The organism is Thiomicrorhabdus sp., assembly GCF_963662555.1.
Classification (GTDB): Bacteria; Pseudomonadota; Gammaproteobacteria; order Thiomicrospirales; family Thiomicrospiraceae; genus Thiomicrorhabdus.
In genome coordinates this window covers 2,449,866-2,466,528 of the sequence record NZ_OY759719.1, presented here as the reverse complement: position 1 = coordinate 2,466,528, position 16,663 = coordinate 2,449,866, and the positions used below count along the sequence as shown (strand labels likewise).

The 16,663-nt window shown below is 37.4% G+C and carries 18 protein-coding genes; 7 read left to right on the top strand and 11 right to left on the bottom strand.

The window, feature by feature from the left end; genetic code table 11:
* The first annotated feature begins 254 nt into the window (after positions 1 to 254).
* Complete coding sequence (locus ACORJQ_RS11170; RefSeq protein WP_321324565.1) at positions 255 to 1,214, top strand: PstS family phosphate ABC transporter substrate-binding protein; 960 nt, start codon at positions 255 to 257, stop codon at positions 1,212 to 1,214.
* 172 nt (positions 1,215 to 1,386) lie between these two features.
* Here the strand turns inward: ACORJQ_RS11170 and ACORJQ_RS11165 are convergent, their stop codons facing one another.
* Positions 1,387 to 1,638: a 2Fe-2S iron-sulfur cluster-binding protein gene (locus ACORJQ_RS11165; RefSeq protein ID WP_321324563.1), complete on the bottom strand. Its 252-nt coding sequence runs from the start codon at positions 1,636 to 1,638 to the stop codon at positions 1,387 to 1,389.
* Between the two features lie 216 nt (positions 1,639 to 1,854).
* On the opposite strand from ACORJQ_RS11165, the gene ACORJQ_RS11160 reads away from it, so the two are divergent.
* Positions 1,855 to 2,709 carry an ion transporter gene (locus ACORJQ_RS11160; RefSeq protein ID WP_321324561.1) on the top strand — a complete coding sequence of 285 codons (855 nt, stop codon included), beginning with the start codon at positions 1,855 to 1,857 and terminating at the stop codon, positions 2,707 to 2,709.
* A 133-nt stretch (positions 2,710 to 2,842) separates the two neighbouring features.
* Here ACORJQ_RS11160 and ACORJQ_RS11155 read toward each other — a convergent pair whose 3' ends face one another.
* On the bottom strand, positions 2,843 to 3,568 hold the full coding sequence (locus tag ACORJQ_RS11155; RefSeq protein WP_321324560.1) for a VIT1/CCC1 transporter family protein: 726 nt from the start codon (positions 3,566 to 3,568) through the stop codon (positions 2,843 to 2,845).
* 64 nt (positions 3,569 to 3,632) lie between these two features.
* Entirely contained in the window at positions 3,633 to 4,154 is a 522-nt protein-coding gene (locus tag ACORJQ_RS11150) for a DsrE family protein (RefSeq protein WP_321324558.1), read from the bottom strand.
* A gap of 160 nt (positions 4,155 to 4,314) precedes the next feature.
* Between ACORJQ_RS11150 and ACORJQ_RS11145 the strand changes: the two genes are divergently transcribed.
* On the top strand, positions 4,315 to 4,614 hold the full coding sequence (locus tag ACORJQ_RS11145) for a BolA family protein (protein ID WP_321324556.1): 300 nt from the start codon (positions 4,315 to 4,317) through the stop codon (positions 4,612 to 4,614).
* Positions 4,615 to 4,698: 84 nt separating this feature from the next.
* Here the strand turns inward: ACORJQ_RS11145 and ACORJQ_RS11140 are convergent, their stop codons facing one another.
* The 6 genes from ACORJQ_RS11140 to ACORJQ_RS11115 all read right to left on the bottom strand — a co-directional run bounded on the left by ACORJQ_RS11140 (position 4,699) and on the right by ACORJQ_RS11115 (position 12,015).
* Positions 4,699 to 5,280, bottom strand: a complete 582-nt coding sequence (locus ACORJQ_RS11140) for a hypothetical protein (protein ID WP_321324555.1) — start codon at positions 5,278 to 5,280, stop codon at positions 4,699 to 4,701.
* Between the two features lie 15 nt (positions 5,281 to 5,295).
* A complete protein-coding gene (locus ACORJQ_RS11135) occupies positions 5,296 to 6,156 on the bottom strand; it encodes a symmetrical bis(5'-nucleosyl)-tetraphosphatase (RefSeq protein WP_321324554.1) in 861 nt (286 codons plus the stop codon).
* A 40-nt stretch (positions 6,157 to 6,196) separates the two neighbouring features.
* Positions 6,197 to 7,030 carry a 16S rRNA (adenine(1518)-N(6)/adenine(1519)-N(6))-dimethyltransferase RsmA gene (gene rsmA, locus ACORJQ_RS11130; RefSeq protein ID WP_321324553.1) on the bottom strand — a complete coding sequence of 278 codons (834 nt, stop codon included), beginning with the start codon at positions 7,028 to 7,030 and terminating at the stop codon, positions 6,197 to 6,199.
* Positions 7,031 to 7,068: 38 nt separating this feature from the next.
* Positions 7,069 to 8,076, bottom strand: coding sequence for a 4-hydroxythreonine-4-phosphate dehydrogenase PdxA (pdxA, locus tag ACORJQ_RS11125; protein WP_420719561.1), 1,008 nt, complete (start codon positions 8,074 to 8,076; stop codon positions 7,069 to 7,071).
* Between the two features lie 186 nt (positions 8,077 to 8,262).
* Positions 8,263 to 9,561: a peptidylprolyl isomerase gene (locus ACORJQ_RS11120; protein ID WP_321324552.1), complete on the bottom strand. Its 1,299-nt coding sequence runs from the start codon at positions 9,559 to 9,561 to the stop codon at positions 8,263 to 8,265.
* Between the two features lie 36 nt (positions 9,562 to 9,597).
* Positions 9,598 to 12,015, bottom strand: coding sequence for an LPS-assembly protein LptD (locus tag ACORJQ_RS11115; RefSeq protein ID WP_321324550.1), 2,418 nt, complete (start codon positions 12,013 to 12,015; stop codon positions 9,598 to 9,600).
* A 75-nt stretch (positions 12,016 to 12,090) separates the two neighbouring features.
* On the opposite strand from ACORJQ_RS11115, the gene ACORJQ_RS11110 reads away from it, so the two are divergent.
* The 4 genes from ACORJQ_RS11110 (at position 12,091) to ACORJQ_RS11095 (ending at position 15,107) form a co-directional block, all read left to right on the top strand.
* Positions 12,091 to 13,092 carry an aminoglycoside phosphotransferase family protein gene (locus ACORJQ_RS11110; RefSeq protein WP_321324549.1) on the top strand — a complete coding sequence of 334 codons (1,002 nt, stop codon included), beginning with the start codon at positions 12,091 to 12,093 and terminating at the stop codon, positions 13,090 to 13,092.
* 95 nt (positions 13,093 to 13,187) lie between these two features.
* Positions 13,188 to 13,892, top strand: a complete 705-nt coding sequence (murU, locus tag ACORJQ_RS11105) for an N-acetylmuramate alpha-1-phosphate uridylyltransferase MurU (protein ID WP_321324547.1) — start codon at positions 13,188 to 13,190, stop codon at positions 13,890 to 13,892.
* A gap of 17 nt (positions 13,893 to 13,909) precedes the next feature.
* Complete coding sequence (locus ACORJQ_RS11100; RefSeq protein WP_321324545.1) at positions 13,910 to 14,686, top strand: pseudouridine synthase; 777 nt, start codon at positions 13,910 to 13,912, stop codon at positions 14,684 to 14,686.
* 154 nt (positions 14,687 to 14,840) lie between these two features.
* Positions 14,841 to 15,107: a hypothetical protein gene (locus tag ACORJQ_RS11095; RefSeq protein ID WP_321324543.1), complete on the top strand. Its 267-nt coding sequence runs from the start codon at positions 14,841 to 14,843 to the stop codon at positions 15,105 to 15,107.
* 163 nt (positions 15,108 to 15,270) lie between these two features.
* Here the strand turns inward: ACORJQ_RS11095 and ACORJQ_RS11090 are convergent, their stop codons facing one another.
* Together ACORJQ_RS11090 and ACORJQ_RS11085 are read right to left on the bottom strand one after the other, a co-directional pair.
* Positions 15,271 to 15,483 (bottom strand): cold-shock protein, encoded by a 213-nt coding sequence (locus ACORJQ_RS11090; RefSeq protein ID WP_321324542.1) that lies wholly within the window; start codon positions 15,481 to 15,483, stop codon positions 15,271 to 15,273.
* A gap of 303 nt (positions 15,484 to 15,786) precedes the next feature.
* Entirely contained in the window at positions 15,787 to 16,647 is an 861-nt protein-coding gene (locus ACORJQ_RS11085) for a bile acid:sodium symporter family protein (protein ID WP_321324540.1), read from the bottom strand.
* Positions 16,648 to 16,663 lie beyond the last annotated feature (16 nt).

The window sequence follows — 16,663 nt, the reverse complement described above, 5'->3', positions numbered from 1 at the left end:
TATATCTGAGGGTAAGAATGTAAACGCATTGTATTAAAAATATGCTCTCAAAACTGACTTTATTACAGAAAATTTACTAATGTTCTCTTATTAAAGTCTTAATAGGGCACTAAGCCCCCTTGTTTATCCGTGTTTATACTTATATATCTTGTAACGAAAGTGTCACATTAGTGTCAATTTAGTTTTATGCGGGCTCACTATAATTTGCTGCGTATTCAAACAAACTTATGCGACATTATTTTGGAGTCACAATTATGAAAAAAGTAAACCTTTTACTTGCAATGGGATTAGCAGCGACAGTTGGGACTTCAACTACTGCTTTTGCTTCAGACTTACCAACTTACCAAAAAGTATCTGGTGTTTCTGGTAATTTATCATCAGTAGGTTCTGACACCTTAGCAAACTTAATGACATTGTGGGCCGAAGAGTTTAAACGTACTTACCCTAATGTTAATATTCAGATTCAGGCAGCGGGTTCTTCTACAGCTCCTCCAGCATTAACAGAAGGTACTTCAAATATCGGTCCTATGAGCCGTAAAATGAAGAATAAAGAAGTCGCTACGTTTGAGTCTAAGTATGGTTATAAGCCAACTCGTATTGGTGTGGCTATCGATGCATTAGCTGTTTATGTAAACAAAGATAACCCAATTGATGCATTATCTATCCCACAAATCGATGCTATTTTCTCTTCAACACGTAAATGTGGTGGTAAAGAAGATGTGACAAACTGGAAACAAGTTGGTGCTACTGGTGCTTTAGCGGATAAAACTATTCAGCTTTATGGTCGTAACTCAGTATCTGGTACTTATGGTTACTTTAAAAAGCACGCTTTATGTAAAGGTGATTACAAGTCATCTGTAAACGAACAGCCTGGTTCAGCTTCTGTTGTACAGTCTGTTACTGCTTCATTAAACGGTATTGGTTACTCTGGTATTGGTTATAAAACAGCAGGTGTTAAAGCAATTTCTGTTGCTAAGAAGCAAGGAAAGGCAGCTGTAGAAGCAACCCCAGCTAATGCGTTAAATGGTACTTACCCTTTATCACGTGTACTTTATGTATATGTAAACAAAGCGCCTAATAAACCAGTTGAGCCAGTTATTGGTGAATTTGTTAAGTTAGTTCTTTCTAAGCAAGGACAAGAAGCCGTAGTAAAAGATGGTTATATTCCTCTACCAGCTAAATTTGCTGCTAAAGAGTTAGCAAAACTTAATTAATTTAAGTTTCTTGCTACATAAAAAAGCCCCGTAATTCGGGGCTTTTTTGTTTTTAAAATTACCAGTTTCCGTAAGCAGTTATAAAGGCCGGATACTTTAAACGGGTAACTTTAAGTTTAAGTGATTGTATATTGAGTGATTAAATAAATTGGTATATAGCCAGTATAGCAATCTAAATTAATTCGATTTCAACATCATTTAATGGAATCACGCTACACGTTAAAATCTCACCGTCTCCAGCTTCATAAGCAGGGCTTTGAATCTCTTCAACTTCACCAGAAATTAAGCGTACTGAGCATGCACCGCAGTTACCACCACGGCAGCTATATGGCATATCAAACCCGTTTTCATCTAATGCTTCAAGCATTGAGAACTGACCATCAAACTCACATTCACCTTGTCCAACTACTGTAATTTTTGCCATGATGCTAACCTTTACTATATTCATAAAAAAAATTTATTTTAACAATTATAAAGACTAATCAATACAGTAAAATAGCCAAAATTTTAGTCACACAGCATAAAAGGCCACAAGCCAGGCCTGGTAAATAATTAAATAACGACTTGAACAAATAAATGGGCTGTTTTAAGTCTTAAATCAAACCTAATAAATAAAAAATAGTAATAAGTAGGAATAACGATGACTTGGTTAGATTTTCAAAACCGTTTTCAAAAAATTAGAGACAACAAAGTATTTGAGCTTTTTGTAATTTCAGTCATTATATTTTCGTCACTAATGATTGGAATACGAACCTATCATTTACCAGGCCTGGTAGAAAGTATTTTGATTGGTCTGGATTATGCCGTCACACTCTTTTTTGTGATTGAAATCACCATTAGAATGGCAGCTGAAGATCGCTTAAGGGACTTCTTTAAAAAAGGCTGGAACATATTTGATTTTGTCATTGTTGTTGTCAGCTTAATTCCACTAGATGACTCTGAATATGCTCTGATTGCTCGTATGTTACGACTGTTCCGTGTTATGCGTTTAATCTCATTTATCCCAGAATTAAGAGTGCTTGTTAGTGCATTAATTTCAGCCTTGCCAAGAATGGGTTATGTAGCATTGCTGATGTTTATCATTTTTTATCTGTATGCGGTTATTGGCAATATGCTTTATTCTCAGCTTAACCCAACTCTGTGGGGTGATTTGGGCGTATCGTTATTGACTTTGTTCCGTGTGGCCACTTTTGAAGACTGGACGGATGTTATGTACGAGGCCATGACTCTTTACAGCTTAAGCTGGATTTACTTTATTACCTTTATCTTTTTCTCGGCGTTTGTCTTTTTAAATATGATGATTGGAATAGTGGTAGAAGTATTAGATGAAGAGCACAAAAAAATGGAAGCCGAAGCTAGTGCAAAAGAGTGTGTTGATAATGTGACTGAAGAGTTAGTGGTTATTCAAAATCATGAGCAAAAAATGGAGGCCGAGATTGCCTCTCTTCACCAAAAATTAGATGCTTTGTTGGCTCAGCAACAAATGAGTAAGTAATCGAAACAGGTTATTTAGATTTAATTTGAAGGTTTAAAAAAAGGCCGTTAATTTAAGATTAACGGCCTTTTTTATTTGTGAAAGCAAAGGGAAGATTTAAACAATCAATTTAAATAATTAATTTAAATAATTATTAACCAGCAACTCCAAATATCATTCCTACCCAAGTGGTGATGGCCATAGCAATACTACCCCATATAACAACACGCAGTGCTCCTTTAAGCTTACTGGCACCGCCTACCCAGGCAGATAAAGCTCCAAGCGTACCTAAAAGTACCAGAGAGGAGATTGTGATGACTATTCCCATATTCTCTAGTGGTAATACGGCAACTAAAATTACTGGAATAATACCGCCAGTAATAAAGGAAACGGCTGATGCAAAGGCGGCTTGAATCGGGTTTGCACTATGGACCTCCGATAAACCAATCTCATCTTTCAGGTGGGCATCTAAGGCATCGTGTTCCATGAGTTCATGAGCCACTTGCAACGCGGTTTCTTTGCTAACACCTCTTTCCATATAAATAAGAGCAAGTTCATGTTTTTCGGTGTCCCAATTGTCTTCTAGGGATTTTTTTTCTATCTCTAAGTCAGCTTGTTCGGTATCTGATTGAGAGCTAACAGAAACATATTCGCCAGCTGCCATAGCCATAGCACCTGCGGCTAAAGCGGCAATGGCTACTAGCAAAATATATTCACGTTCTGCACCAGCTGCAATCACCCCAACAATTAAACTTACCACTGAGATAATGCCATCATTAGCACCTAAAACAGCCGCTCTTAACCAACCCATGCGATGGCTATAATGCTCTGTAACAAGGTGCTTATTTAAATCTTCTGGGGTATTTATTTGGTTTGTCATTGCGTTTCATTAACTCCTTCATGAGTAGCTACTTTGTATTGCAAAATTAGATTGCCAACGTAGACTACCAAACCAGTAATTTATAACCATTTTCTTGAAGAGCCATTAAAGCGGCTGCACCTACTTCTGCATATTCTGCAAAAGGGCGAATGTCTTCATCTTTCCAGCCAATGGTTTTCATGGTATTACCACAAGCAATCCAACGAACATTGTAATCTTTAGCTAAGCTTTCAACGCGTTCGTAGGTAAGAGGGTCGACTTTACGCATTGGTTTTTTGGCTAAAACATGAATACCTGGTCCAATAGCGACTACCGCAATACTGACATCATCTCCGTAAAGTTGAATCATCGCTTGGATAGAATTAAGAATATGAGTTTGGTAATCAGCATCGGATTTATCAAACATATAAACGGCTTTGTGTGTAGGTGGATCACCTGGAAAGCGGTTACTTGATGGCCCAGTAACTTCTGGGGTAACTTTTAATGTATGTTTTGGTGTGGCTGATTTACCAGCTTCGTTTGCATAGGTTGCAAAACTTGAAAACATGACACTTAAACTTAATAGTACCGTGATGAATAAACGCATAGGTCTTTCCTTTTACCTTAATAGAAAAATCAGAAAAAAATGATTTAATAATCAGATTATTGTATGTTGAATTCTTACACCAAGGCGTCTACTTGTAATAAAATTGTTTATATGTGTGATAAGTTAAGTTTATCAGTTAAGTTTTATTAAGGAATAAAAAATGATTCAACCACAAATAGAGCAAGCCATTAACAACCACTTTGACGTTCAGTTTATGGAGTTGTTAAATGAAAGTCATATGCATTCAGGGCCAGCACCAGAATCGCATTTTAAGTTAACCCTTGTCTCAAATAGTTTTGACGGGCTAAATAAAGTTAAAAGGCAGCAAGCTGTGTATAAAGCATTAGTAGAGCTTATGCCACAGTTTCATGCATTAGCTTTACATACTTATACGCCAGCTGAATGGATTGAACTAGAACAAAATATTCCCGCTTCGCCTAGGTGTACTGGCGGTCACTGAGTATAGTCATTGTTCAAATTATGGTTTTACCAGGCCTGGTAAATTAAGTAGGATTGTTTTGATTAATCTGTAGCAAAGTTCGGTTTACGGTGTTGGCTCAGAAAAGTTTGAGTCATCAGCTTTATCGGGATCAATCTCAGGATAAGTTAGGTACCAGATATGAGTAAAATTTTCTGCATCTAATTTATTTTGTAGTAATAAAATAGCTTGGACATACTGTTCAATATATTGATATTTGCCTTTTTTAAGAGACTGCCAAAGGTGACGATATTTACTAGGTAAAAAGTGCTTAAAGTGTGGGATAAGACCAAACTCACCTTCAGTTTGTTTTATGCGTTGCATTATCTCATGGCGGGCGGCAATTTTATAATTTCTCTCTTGCCCTTCAAACATCTTACTTACCCAAAAAAGTAGGGCAGCGGCAACTATAAAGCTGAGAATGGGTTGGTCAAACATAAAACTACCAAGTAAAGTAATTAACACCAAAATAATAGCACTTACTGGTATTGTTAAAACCGATACCCAAATCTTATTGCCTTTAAGTTCAGAAGCAACTGTTTTGATATTGAACTGCTGTACATCCACATCATTTAGACGTCGCAACATCTCTTCTGGCGAAGGGATATCTACTTTATTTTGAGAATCATTTGGCTGATTATCGTTCATATGAATTTGCGGTTCTTACTTTTTCTTTTTGAGTTTCGGTTTGCATAACTGCTGACAGTCAATGGTATAACGCTGTTTACTTTCCATAGCAAAAGCGGTCATTTTGCCACCCCATAAGCAGCCCGTGTCAGTGGAATGAATATTGTAAGCATCTATCGCACCAAGCGTTGACCAGTGACCAAAAAATATCTCATAGTCTTTGTTACGTCTATTTGGAAAAATAAACCATGGTTGGTATTCTGAGTCGTTATTTTTGGTTATTACAGGTACCGACTTTAATTGAAACTCTAACCTACCATTACTGTCGCAATAACGCATACGGGCAAATGCATTTACGATATAACGTAAACGTTTGTAGCCAGTTAGGCTGTCTTTCCATTTATTAGGTTCTGAGCCAAATAAATGATTGATAATATAATTTTTCCAATCACTCTGCTGCAATTGGTCTTGCACCTCTTTGGCATAATTTTGAGCTTCAGAAATAGACCATTGAGGTGGAATCCCTGCGTGAACCATGACCGAGTTGTAGATCGGGTGAGTCACCATTAACGGTTGTTTACGTAACCAATCCATTAACTCATCAACTTGCGGATGTTCTAATATGGGTTGTAAGGTGTCAGATTTTGAAACAAACTTTTCGAGTCCGCAATAGGCCGCTAAAAGATGAAAATCATGATTTCCCAACACCATATCAGCTTTGCCTTGTTGGCTTAGCGTTTTAACAAATTGCAAACATTCTAAAGATTTTGGACCACGATTGACAATATCACCCACAAACCATAAATGGTCATTGTCGGAGTTGTAGTTAATCTCTGTTAATAACTGTTGTAGCTCATCGTAACAGCCTTGTAGATCACCAATTACATAGGTTGTCATAGGGAGTGTTTCACCATCAAAATAGGTTTATTTATAAAATTTATTGTGCAGATTGTAATGTAATTTTGTAATAAAGGTTGGCCAATTCTACAAACTTTTCAACACTAATTGTTTCTGCACGTGCAGTTGGATCAATGCCACAAGACTCAATTTGTTCAGCATCTAAAACACCTTTTAATGTATTACGTAGGGTTTTGCGTTTTTGGCTAAATGCTTGTTTAACCAGTTCAGCAAATGCCTCTTGGTTATCGGCAACAAATGGTTTTTGTTGATAAGGTAGTAAACGTACAATGGCGGATTCAACCTTTGGCGGTGGCGTAAAGTTCTCAGGCCCAACGGTAAAGAGGTATTCGGCTTCACAGGCGTACTGAATCATGACACTTAATCGACCATAAGCTTTAATGCCTGGTTTTGCTGTAATACGATCAACCACCTCTTTTTGCAACATAAAATGCATGTCTTTGATGTGTTCACTGTAATTAAGTAAGTGAAACATCAGCGGACTAGAAATGTTATAGGGTAGATTTCCCACAATTCTTAGAGGTTGTTCTGGCTCAAATTCAAGTAGGGTGCTGTAGTCAAAGGCCAAGGCATCTGTATGGTGAAGGTTAAACGCAGGCTTGGTTGCAAAACGGATTTTTAACGGACCAATCAAGTCGTTATCAATTTCAATAATATCTAATCGTTTAACGACATCAATCAATGGGGTGGTTAAGGCGGCTTCACCAGGACCAATTTCTACCATATGATCAGTGTTTTTAGGACGGATAGAAGCAACTATTTGGTCAATCACTCGGCCATTGTTTAAAAAGTTCTGCCCAAATTGTTTTTTGTGTTTGTGGCCAGAAGAACGACCTGAATGCTGTTTTGCCATGCTTTTTACTCTTTAACTTGAGGGCTTATCAATGGTGGTTATTGATTATGTGAGTTTTGATTATGCGGGTTTTGATTTTGTGCCATTTGCAATGCGACTTCAATAGCGTATTCAAAACTTCTAACATCTGCTTTGCCTGTGCCTGCTAAATCTAGGGCCGTTCCGTGATCAACCGAGGTACGAATAAAGGGCAGCCCTAACGTAATATTGACCGCATTACCAAAGCCCATGTGTTTTAACACAGGTAAACCTTGGTCATGGTACATGGCTAATACGGCATCAGCTTGCTGTAAATACTTTGGGGTAAACAAGGTGTCAGCCGGTAATGGGCCGCTTAAGTTCATTTGCGAAGACAACTTCTCTAAAACAGGTTCAATGACATCAATTTCTTCACGCCCCATATGACCACTTTCACCCGCATGTGGGTTTAAACCAGTAACTAGAATGTGTGGATTCTCAATACCAAATTGGTGTTTGAGTGAATCGTTGGTAATGGTTAAAACATCGGTTAATAATGTTTGAGTGATCGCTTTTGGCACATCCGCTAAAGGCAAATGGGTGGTGGCCAAGGCGACTCGTAAACCAGGTGTGGCTAACATCATGACGACCTGTTTAGTATTACTGTCTTCTGCAAGTAATTCGGTGTGACCAGTAAATGGCAGGCCTGCTTCATTGATTACGCCTTTATGAACAGGGCCGGTAACCATACCCGCAAATTCATTATGCATACAACCTTGAATAGCTCTTTTAAGCATTTTAATCACATATTCGGCATTGGCAGGGTTGAGCTGTCCATCAACCACCGGTTGTGGAGTTTTAATTTCTTCAATAACCATTTGCAGTGCTTTGCTAGGCTGAGCAGGTTTATTGGCATCGTATTCAATGAAATCAACGTTTAAACCAAGTAGTTTTGCACGATGTTGAAGCAGAGTTTTGTCGGCGATTACCACTAACTCGATTGGCCACGCTTTTTGAGCAAGTTGCAGTACTAAATCTGGGCCAATGCCTGCAGGCTCTCCAGAGGTGATTATTAAACGTTGAGTCATCTTGATGTTCACTTTTAGGGTTGTACGAAGGCTGAAAAAAGAACCTTTATCAAGGTAAAAAGCAGAATCTCAGTCTTTGTATGTTTAAAAGGTTTTTACCTTAAAAGACTGAGTATTCTGCTTAACTAAATAAAATATGTTAAATGCTATAAGTTAAAGGCGATAAATTTTACGGTAAAGCTAAGCTTATTTTATTTGAATGTAAGCTTCATCTTTTAAGCGACGTAACCATAGGTCAAACATTTCGTTGGCTTTACGCATACGAATTGTCTGAATCGCTTTTTGAGTTTGGTCTTCGCCAGCTTTGTTTATTTCTTTTTTGTCGTCAAGGTATAACAGCATCCAACCTTTATCAGTAGCAAGTGGCGGTAATGCCGTTTTGGTTTGCTGCTGCTTAACATCTTGGCGAATAACTTCTGGAATTTTATCAATTGTGCGCCAACCCAAATCACTGTCAGCATTCACTTCAGCCGGGATATCTGGATATTTTTGCGATAAAGCCTGAAAGTCTTGCATACTGTGAATTGACTGAGAGAGCTTCATCAACTCTTTTGGTACATGAGTTCTGTCAATATCATCACTCAAAATAATAAAACGGAATAGATGGTATTCAGTTACTTCATCGATTTGACTAGTATCTTTTTTATCAGCCAATTTAATTAAGTGAAAACCACTGGCACTCTGAATAATGTCACTAACTTGACCGACTTTTAAGTTTTCAATGGCATCGGCAAAGAAGGTTGGTACTTCTGACTCTTTCATCCATCCTAAATCACCACCTTGCAGGGCTTTACCACCGTTAGAATAACGTACTGCAAGTTGTGAAAAGTCTTCACCTTCTTGAATACGTTTTTTGATTTCGGTAATTTTGTCCAATGCTTGTTGGCGTTCTTCCGGGGTTGCCGATTCTGGTAAAGCAATCAAAATGTGATTAAGTCTTACTTCCACATTTTTTTCGGCTAGTTTTTGACGTTTTAAGTAATTTTGAATTTCACTTTCAGTCACTAAAGCTTTACTAATAACTTCTTCTTGACGTAATTTTTGAATAAGCAGTTGTTCTTTAATCGTTTCACGAGCTTTTTGAAAACCATTTGGCTGCTCTATATTTAAACGATTACGTAGCTGCATTAAGCTCATATTGTTTTGTTCAGCAATGGTTTTCATTTGTGCATTAATTTCTTCGTCAGGAACTTGTAACCCTAACTGCTGAGCACGTTCAATTTGTAGCTCTTCTAAGATCATGCCATCTAAAACTTTTTTTCTAAGTGCATCTACATCATTGACCGGGATGTTTTGTGCTGCCAGTTTTTGAGACTGCTCAAACATTTTTGTCGATAATTCACTTTGTAAAATAACATGGTCGTTTACAACAGCAGCAATCTTATCTAATAACTCTTCGCCGGCATTGGCTGGTGCACTATAAAAACTAGCTGATGTGAAAAGTGTAAAAACCGTAAAGAGAGCAGAATGTAGAGTTTTTTTCATGCGTTTGCCTTTTAAAGCCTTAGTTAAGAGACTTGTTTAAAAATTAAGTCTTTTGTTTAGGTCTTGTTGAAATTTGCTACCAGAAGAGCTTAGCCCTTTAAGCTCAAACTGAATTTGAATGCCATCATTATACAAGCCATTTTCGAGTTGTGTGCGTTCTGCAATAATTTCTGCTGCCCAACAACAAGAGTCGTATCGTAAACCGATTTGTGTTTCATATAAATCTTTTTCACGCAGGTCATAACTGCTGTATAAACCCAGGTTCCAAGTGTTATTGATTTTAGTATAACCACCCATTGAAATCATTTCAGTTTCATCAGGTTCATTTCTATTGGTTAAAGTGTGGTTGACTAAGATTGTGGTCGCTTTTGATGGTTGCCATCTAATACGGTTATTCGCATTGGTTAAGGTGTATTTACTGCGGTCAAGCTGTATGGTTGAAGAGGCGTACCAATCTTGAAGGTTTAGGCCAAACTTGACAAAAATATCTGAAAAGCCATCGGTTTCTGGTGTGTTGGTTAAGGTAACTTTTCGGTCAGCTAAATAAGCGATTTGTCCAATACCAGCTTCAGCTACTTTTAGCCCTTGTGGGGTTAATAGTTTAGTGGTTAAAGCGGTGGCAATCTGTGATGTATCACCAATACGGTCATAACCGGTAAAACGGTTAAGCTCAAATAAGTTGCTAAAAGCAAGACTGCGATTATCTGTATCAAATAATGCAATATTGGATTGATCTTCATAAGGAGTATAAAGATATTGAATTTCAGGTTCTAACGTTTGGGTAAAGTTTTGGCCTGCGAGAGTAACGTCTCTTTCAAAAGTTAAGCCACCACGCACAGCAAATTGCGGAATAAAACGCTCAATATTACTTTCATTGGCAGGATTGTAGCCATTGTTTTTCATAAAGTATTGGGTTTCGTTAGCCACTAGGGTGGTTTGCAAATAACCATAATTATTTTCTACTTTATGGGTGAGTGTGGGGGCAAAGTGTAAACGAGTGGCTTCTGGTTTTCCAACGCTAGAAACGGGGTTAACAAACTCGGTAGCCGTTGCATTTAATTCCATATTAAAATGATTAAAGTATTTGCTATAACTGGCACCAATTTCTGGACGTTTTTCATAGTTAACTGCGGCATTTTGTAAACGCAAATAGCTCAGTAATTGAATGTAAGAGCTAAAGTCACCATTTTGGTAATTAAGTTGAGCTGTTCTCAGTTTTTGTGATGCTGTTTTTAGCTCATTTTGCACTGGGATATCGGCAAAAAAGTTTTCATCAGACACTTCATCCCAATTAATGTTACTACTAAAACCATGCCCCCAGTTTTGTTCTGCTTTAATGCTTGCTCGCCAACGATCAGAGATTTTATCGCCGTAAACTAAGTTGCCATCAGTGTCAGCTGATACCAGGCCTTCTGATTTGGTTAGCTGATCTTGCAGGCCTGTTAAGGTGATTTGTGCTTTATGGGTAATGCCATAATCTTTGCTGAGATATCTAAATTCGTTTTCAACCGCTAAACCGCGTTGTGTCATAGGTATGGCAGTTAAGGTGTCATCCATATTGGGGGCGATATTGAAGTAATACGGAATTTTAATATATTGGTTACTGGAATTTTGGGTTATGGATTTATAACTACCAATTTCAGGAAATAGCAAACCGCTAGCTCTATCGTCTAAAGGGTAATCAAAATAAGGCGTGTAAAAAACGGGTATATCTTTAAAGTAGATGGTGGTGTTTTTACCGACCACACGGCGAGTTTTATTGTTGATGGTTAATTCATCAGATTTTAAATCCCAATCTACTGATTTATCAGAATTGACTTTACAGGTGGTTAAAGAAGCACGGGCTAGCGCAGCTTGTTGGGCTTTTTCATCGATGCTAATTTGTTTAGACTTACCATGCACACGACTTGGCAATATTTGATATTTAGTGTCTGTTAGAACCGCTGTTTTCTGTTGATTATTAATTTTAGCCTGTTGAGCGGTAATGGTAATGTCTGGTTGATGTACTTCTATATGTCCATCAAATTGAGCTGTTTGTTGTTGTTTATTAAACAACGCCTTATCACTTAACACCACCAGCCCAGGTTGTTTAAAGACCGCTGACCCCTCCAATAAATACTGGTTATTGTCTGGTTGCGAAAGTTTGTCGGCTTCAATATGTTGTTCTGCAGGTGTTTTTGTTTTGGTATTTTTAATAACAGCAGGAATCTTTTGAGGTTCAGCAATCAGTGCAGGAGCACAAGGGTTGTTATCTAACAGAGTAGCATTGGGGTTAACTGTATTAGAGTTAACGATAGTGGGATTAACGGAATCTGCTTGGTTTTCTGAAGCAGACCAGGCATTGAATGAGAGAAAACATAAAACAAAAAGTAATGCTTTAACTGGAATTTTAGGCTGAAAAAGCCCTTGTTGACGATTTTTTTGCATTACAAAATGTGACTCAGCATTTGACATCTAATAGAGAATCATTAATTATTCACGAATTGCTTATTTTAACCGAGTATTTACCCAATGAATGAAAGATTTCAAATGATGTTGAATTGGCTTCAAAGTTTGCCCATTTTACAGGATTGTGATGTGAGCAATCCAGAACCAGCTTCTGCTGATGCGAGCTTTAGACGTTACTTTAGAATTGAGGCCCAAGGCAATGCTGGCAAACATAACTATATTATTATGGATGCCCCCGTTGAACATGAAGATTGCCAACCCTTTATAAGAGTTTCAAATCAGTTAGTAAATATGGGTTTAAATGTGCCCAAAGTGCTGGCTCAAAACCTAGAGCAAGGATTTTTATTACTCTCAGATCTGGGTAACACCACCTATCTTTCTGAACTAGAAAAAAGAGTTGAAAGCCAAGCTGAGCAACTTTATGGTGATGCCTTAACCGCTTTGGTAACGTTGCAAACTAAAGGTAATGATGCGGCAAACAGCCTGCCCGAGTATGATCAAAAACTGCTGACTACTGAAATGTCATTATTTCCTGACTGGCTGTTAGATAAACACTTAGCAATTGGGTTCGATAAACTAGAACACCAGGCCTGGGAAAATACTCAACGTACATTAATAAAATCGGCACTAAAACAGCCACAAGCCTATGTTCATAGAGATTATCATAGTCGCAATTTAATGGTGGTAGAGCAAGGTAATCCAGGTATTCTAGATTTTCAGGATGCAGTAAAAGGACCGATTACCTATGACGCGGTATCAATGTTAAGGGATTGTTATATCGCTTGGCCAGAACAGCAAGTCACTGAGTGGCAACGTAACTATTTTTTACAACTTTGTACGGCAAAGGTGATGCAACGAGATGAGTGGTCTGGCTTTCAAAAATCTATGGATTTAATGGGTATTCAACGACACTTAAAAGCCTCGGGTATTTTTGCTCGATTATTTCATCGTGACGGCAAAGATGGCTATTTAAATGATATTCCTTTGACGCTTAACTACATTGCTAAAGTGGGTGCTCAATATTCAGAAATGCACAGTCTGGTTGATTTAGTAGAAAACAAAGTACTGCCAAAATTTAATTAACTGTTTTTGAAGCGACTTATAAAATTAAAAGTCGCCTGATTTTTTTAAGTTTATTTATTAAAAACGAAACCGTTCAAAACAAAGGGCGTTAAAACATGCCAGTAACACCAATGGTAACCGCAATGATTTTAGCCGCTGGCCGTGGCAAGCGTTTACGTCCAATTACAGACTCCATTCCTAAGCCTTTAGTTGAGCTATGCGGTAAACCACTGATTGAATACCACATTGAAAAATTAGTCCATGCCGGTGTGCAAAGAATTGTGATTAACCATGCGTGGTTAGGCCATAAATTAGAGCAAACCTTGGGTGATGGATCACGTTGGAATATTCAAATTATCTATTCACCAGAGCCAGAAGGTGGGTTAGAGACGGCTGGCGGTATCATCAATGCGTTACCTTTTTTGGGACAACATCCTTTTTTAGTGGTGAATGGTGATGTGTACAGTGAAATAGATTATACAGGCCTGGTAAAACAGGCCGAGCAAATGCAGTTAAATCCAAATGCTAACCAACTTGGTCGTTTGGTTTTAGTGCCAAGTCCAGACCATAATGCTAAAGGTGATTTTGGATTGGATGAGCAACAAAATGTGACTCCGCAGGGGGAATATACCTTTGCAGGTTTGAGTATTTTGCACCCGCATCTGTTTGCTAATAAAGAGGTCGATTTTATTCCTCTCGCCCCTATTTTACGTGAGGCCATGCAGTTACAAAAAATGAGTGGGCAAATTGAAACTGCATTGTGGTCAGATATTGGAACAATTGAGCGTTTACAGGCAACCGAGTCAATTGTTTGTCCATAATGGCTTAAAGATGAATTTTGCTACTCAGCTATCATTCTGTTTATAAATTTACCAGGCCTGGTGTTTCTGTTTTGAGCCCTAACAATTATTCTACTCGTATTAATAAATGGCTCAGTGAAATGGGTGTTTGTTCTCGCAAACAAGCAGATCAATTCATTGCTGAACATAGAGTTCAAATTAATGGCGAGCCCGCTCATTTTGGCCAAAAAGTCTTTAAAGATGATTTGGTTGAAGTCGATAATCAAGTGATTAAATCACGTCCAAAACCCATTTTTTTGTTGTATCACAAGCCTGTAGGTGTTGTTTGTACACACGATTTATCAGTTAAAAATAATATTGAACAAGCGGTGAATTATCCTCAGCGTGTATTTGCGGTTGGTCGTTTAGATAAAGACTCTGAAGGCTTAATGCTATTAACCAATCAAGGTGATAGCGTTAATAAAATCATGCGAGCCGAAAATAAACATCAAAAAGTCTATAAGGTTTGGGTTGATAAAACATTAACTGAGTCATTTAAAGATTCCATGGAATCTGGTGTGGCAATTTTAGATACGGTTACTTTACCGTGTGAAGTCGAATTATTGGATGAGATGTGTTTTCAAATTACCTTAACTCAAGGCCTAAACTTACAAATAAGAAGAATGTGCAAAGTGTTAGGTTATAGAGTGTTGCGTTTGCAGAGAATTCAAATTATGAATTTTACTCTAGGTCAATTAACCGAGGGTGATACCTGCCTTTTAAGTGAAGAGGAAACGTATAAATTGCTTGTTAAATTAGATATAGCTACCGACTAAGGTATTGAGTAAAGTACCGAGTTATTTTTTAGGTTAATTTGAGATAACTTTTTACATGAAAAGTGTGTGTTTTATTCCATAGAGTTTTAAAATGTAATTAACCCAATAGATATTAAATATAAAAACAACTAAGAACTCAGAAAAAGGAAAATATATGAGCCATAAGCACAGAGCTATTATTGAAAAAGTATTTGCACACCCAATCGCAACGAATGTTGATTGGAAGAAATTGCAACATACTTTAGAGCATTTTGGTGCGACAATTGAAGTATCTAATAGCAATAAAGCTAAGATTTTTTTTAAAGATCAAGAACTTGTTTTAGGGTTACCGCATCATGGGCATGAACTTGCAGATAAAGCTGATATTACTCAATTGCGTCATTTCTTAGAAACAGTGGGCTTAACGCCAGATGCAGTGTGATTAAACATTTAGGGTATACAGATTGATTTGTAGCGTTCTAAATTATTTTGGTTTAGCTTGGTTGTTTAAGTAACAAGTTGCGAGCAATAAGCTAAGCCAAAAAGCAAAAAGGCCTGAATGGAAAACCATTCAGGCCTTTTTTTATGCCATGAAGAATGAAAGATTAACCTTCAATAACTTCGATGTTTTCTGCTTGTGGTCCTTTTTGACCGTCAGTAACAGTAAACTTAACTTTCTGACCCTCTGCAAGAGTCTTAAAGCCAGATCCTGTGATTTGACTGAAGTGAGCGAATACATCAGGTCCTGAATCTTGTGCGATAAAACCAAAGCCTTTTGTTTCGTTAAACCATTTTACGGTGCCAGTAGTGGTAGACATAATCTAATCCTAATTTTTCACAGACCTTTGTTGAGATATTGCCCAACAAAATAAAGGTCTTTAATAAGTAAAACATGCCTGAATATTCAGGCAGACATCTGTAGATCTTGCAGTTACTTATTGAAAATCAGAGCGAAACGAAAACGAACGAAATGGAAAAACAAAAAATAGTGCACTTAATCTTACGAATCCCATTATATACACATTTATTGATAATAAAAGTGAAATTAAAATGACAATATTAAAATAAAAAGACAATTTTAATTTAGGTGGTTATAAGTATAACTGCATGAATTTAAATGGTTAATTCTTTGAGTTTTTCATCCACCAGCCAAATGCCGCTCCAGTTATAAACATAATTAAAGAGTAGGTTACTGCAGGAATCATCATTGCTTCGTTGCCAATAAGAGTACCAGCAACTAATAATGCCAAGGTACCGTTTTGAATACCTATTTCAAAACCAATCGATACGGCTTGCGGGTGGCTTAGTTTAGCCGCTTTGGCTAATTGATAACCTAATATTAAAACCAGTACATTCAATAACAAAGTGGCTAAACCCGCTTGAGCAAAAAAGTCTAAAACATTGTCTTTATTTTTAAGCACAATCAACATAATAATTAACATTAAGAACAGCACAGAAAACCATTTTAAAAAGTTTTCCATTTTTGCGGCTGCGTTAGACCAGCGAGAAAGAACAAACATACCTATAGCAACGGGTACAACGGTAATTACTAATAACTGAATAATGGTTTTGGCAATGGGTAGGTTAAATTCTGTGCTATTACCCATAAAATAACTCATGCTTAATGCGGCAATAACTGGAATAGTAAAAGGCGTAATGACACTGACTACTGCGGTTAATGAGATAGATAAGGAAGTGTCACCCTTGGATAAATAGGTAAACATATTAGAGGTTGCACCCCCTGGTGCTAAAGCAATAATCATTAAACCGACAGCAATTTCTGGTGGTAAAGAGAGTGTTATGGCAATCAGGAATGCCACAATGGGTAATAAAATCATTTGCCCAATGATGCCAATACTAAAAGCTTTAGGAGATTTTGCGACATTTTTAAAGTCTGCGATTTTTAAGGATAAGCCCATGCCAAACATGATTAGAAATAAAGATAGCGGCAGAATGACTTTAGTTAAAATATCTGGTGACATGGTAAATCCTATTTGT

Bases quoted from the DNA above. Each gene is read 5' to 3' on its own strand.
- ACORJQ_RS11170 (WP_321324565.1), top strand. From the start codon at position 255: ATGAAAAAAGTAAACCTTTTACTTGCAATGGGATTAGCAGCGACAGTT.
- ACORJQ_RS11165 (WP_321324563.1), bottom strand. From the start codon at position 1,638: ATGGCAAAAATTACAGTAGTTGGACAAGGTGAATGTGAGTTTGATGGT.
- ACORJQ_RS11160 (WP_321324561.1), top strand. From the start codon at position 1,855: ATGACTTGGTTAGATTTTCAAAACCGTTTTCAAAAAATTAGAGACAAC.
- ACORJQ_RS11155 (WP_321324560.1), bottom strand. From the start codon at position 3,568: ATGACAAACCAAATAAATACCCCAGAAGATTTAAATAAGCACCTTGTT.
- ACORJQ_RS11150 (WP_321324558.1), bottom strand. From the start codon at position 4,154: ATGCGTTTATTCATCACGGTACTATTAAGTTTAAGTGTCATGTTTTCA.
- ACORJQ_RS11145 (WP_321324556.1), top strand. From the start codon at position 4,315: ATGATTCAACCACAAATAGAGCAAGCCATTAACAACCACTTTGACGTT.
- ACORJQ_RS11140 (WP_321324555.1), bottom strand. From the start codon at position 5,280: ATGAACGATAATCAGCCAAATGATTCTCAAAATAAAGTAGATATCCCT.
- ACORJQ_RS11135 (WP_321324554.1), bottom strand. From the start codon at position 6,156: ATGACAACCTATGTAATTGGTGATCTACAAGGCTGTTACGATGAGCTA.
- rsmA (WP_321324553.1), bottom strand. From the start codon at position 7,030: ATGGCAAAACAGCATTCAGGTCGTTCTTCTGGCCACAAACACAAAAAA.
- pdxA (WP_420719561.1), bottom strand. From the start codon at position 8,076: ATGACTCAACGTTTAATAATCACCTCTGGAGAGCCTGCAGGCATTGGC.
- ACORJQ_RS11120 (WP_321324552.1), bottom strand. From the start codon at position 9,561: ATGAAAAAAACTCTACATTCTGCTCTCTTTACGGTTTTTACACTTTTC.
- ACORJQ_RS11115 (WP_321324550.1), bottom strand. From the start codon at position 12,015: ATGTCAAATGCTGAGTCACATTTTGTAATGCAAAAAAATCGTCAACAA.
- ACORJQ_RS11110 (WP_321324549.1), top strand. From the start codon at position 12,091: ATGATGTTGAATTGGCTTCAAAGTTTGCCCATTTTACAGGATTGTGAT.
- murU (WP_321324547.1), top strand. From the start codon at position 13,188: ATGCCAGTAACACCAATGGTAACCGCAATGATTTTAGCCGCTGGCCGT.
- ACORJQ_RS11095 (WP_321324543.1), top strand. From the start codon at position 14,841: ATGAGCCATAAGCACAGAGCTATTATTGAAAAAGTATTTGCACACCCA.
- ACORJQ_RS11090 (WP_321324542.1), bottom strand. From the start codon at position 15,483: ATGTCTACCACTACTGGCACCGTAAAATGGTTTAACGAAACAAAAGGC.
- ACORJQ_RS11085 (WP_321324540.1), bottom strand. From the start codon at position 16,647: ATGTCACCAGATATTTTAACTAAAGTCATTCTGCCGCTATCTTTATTT.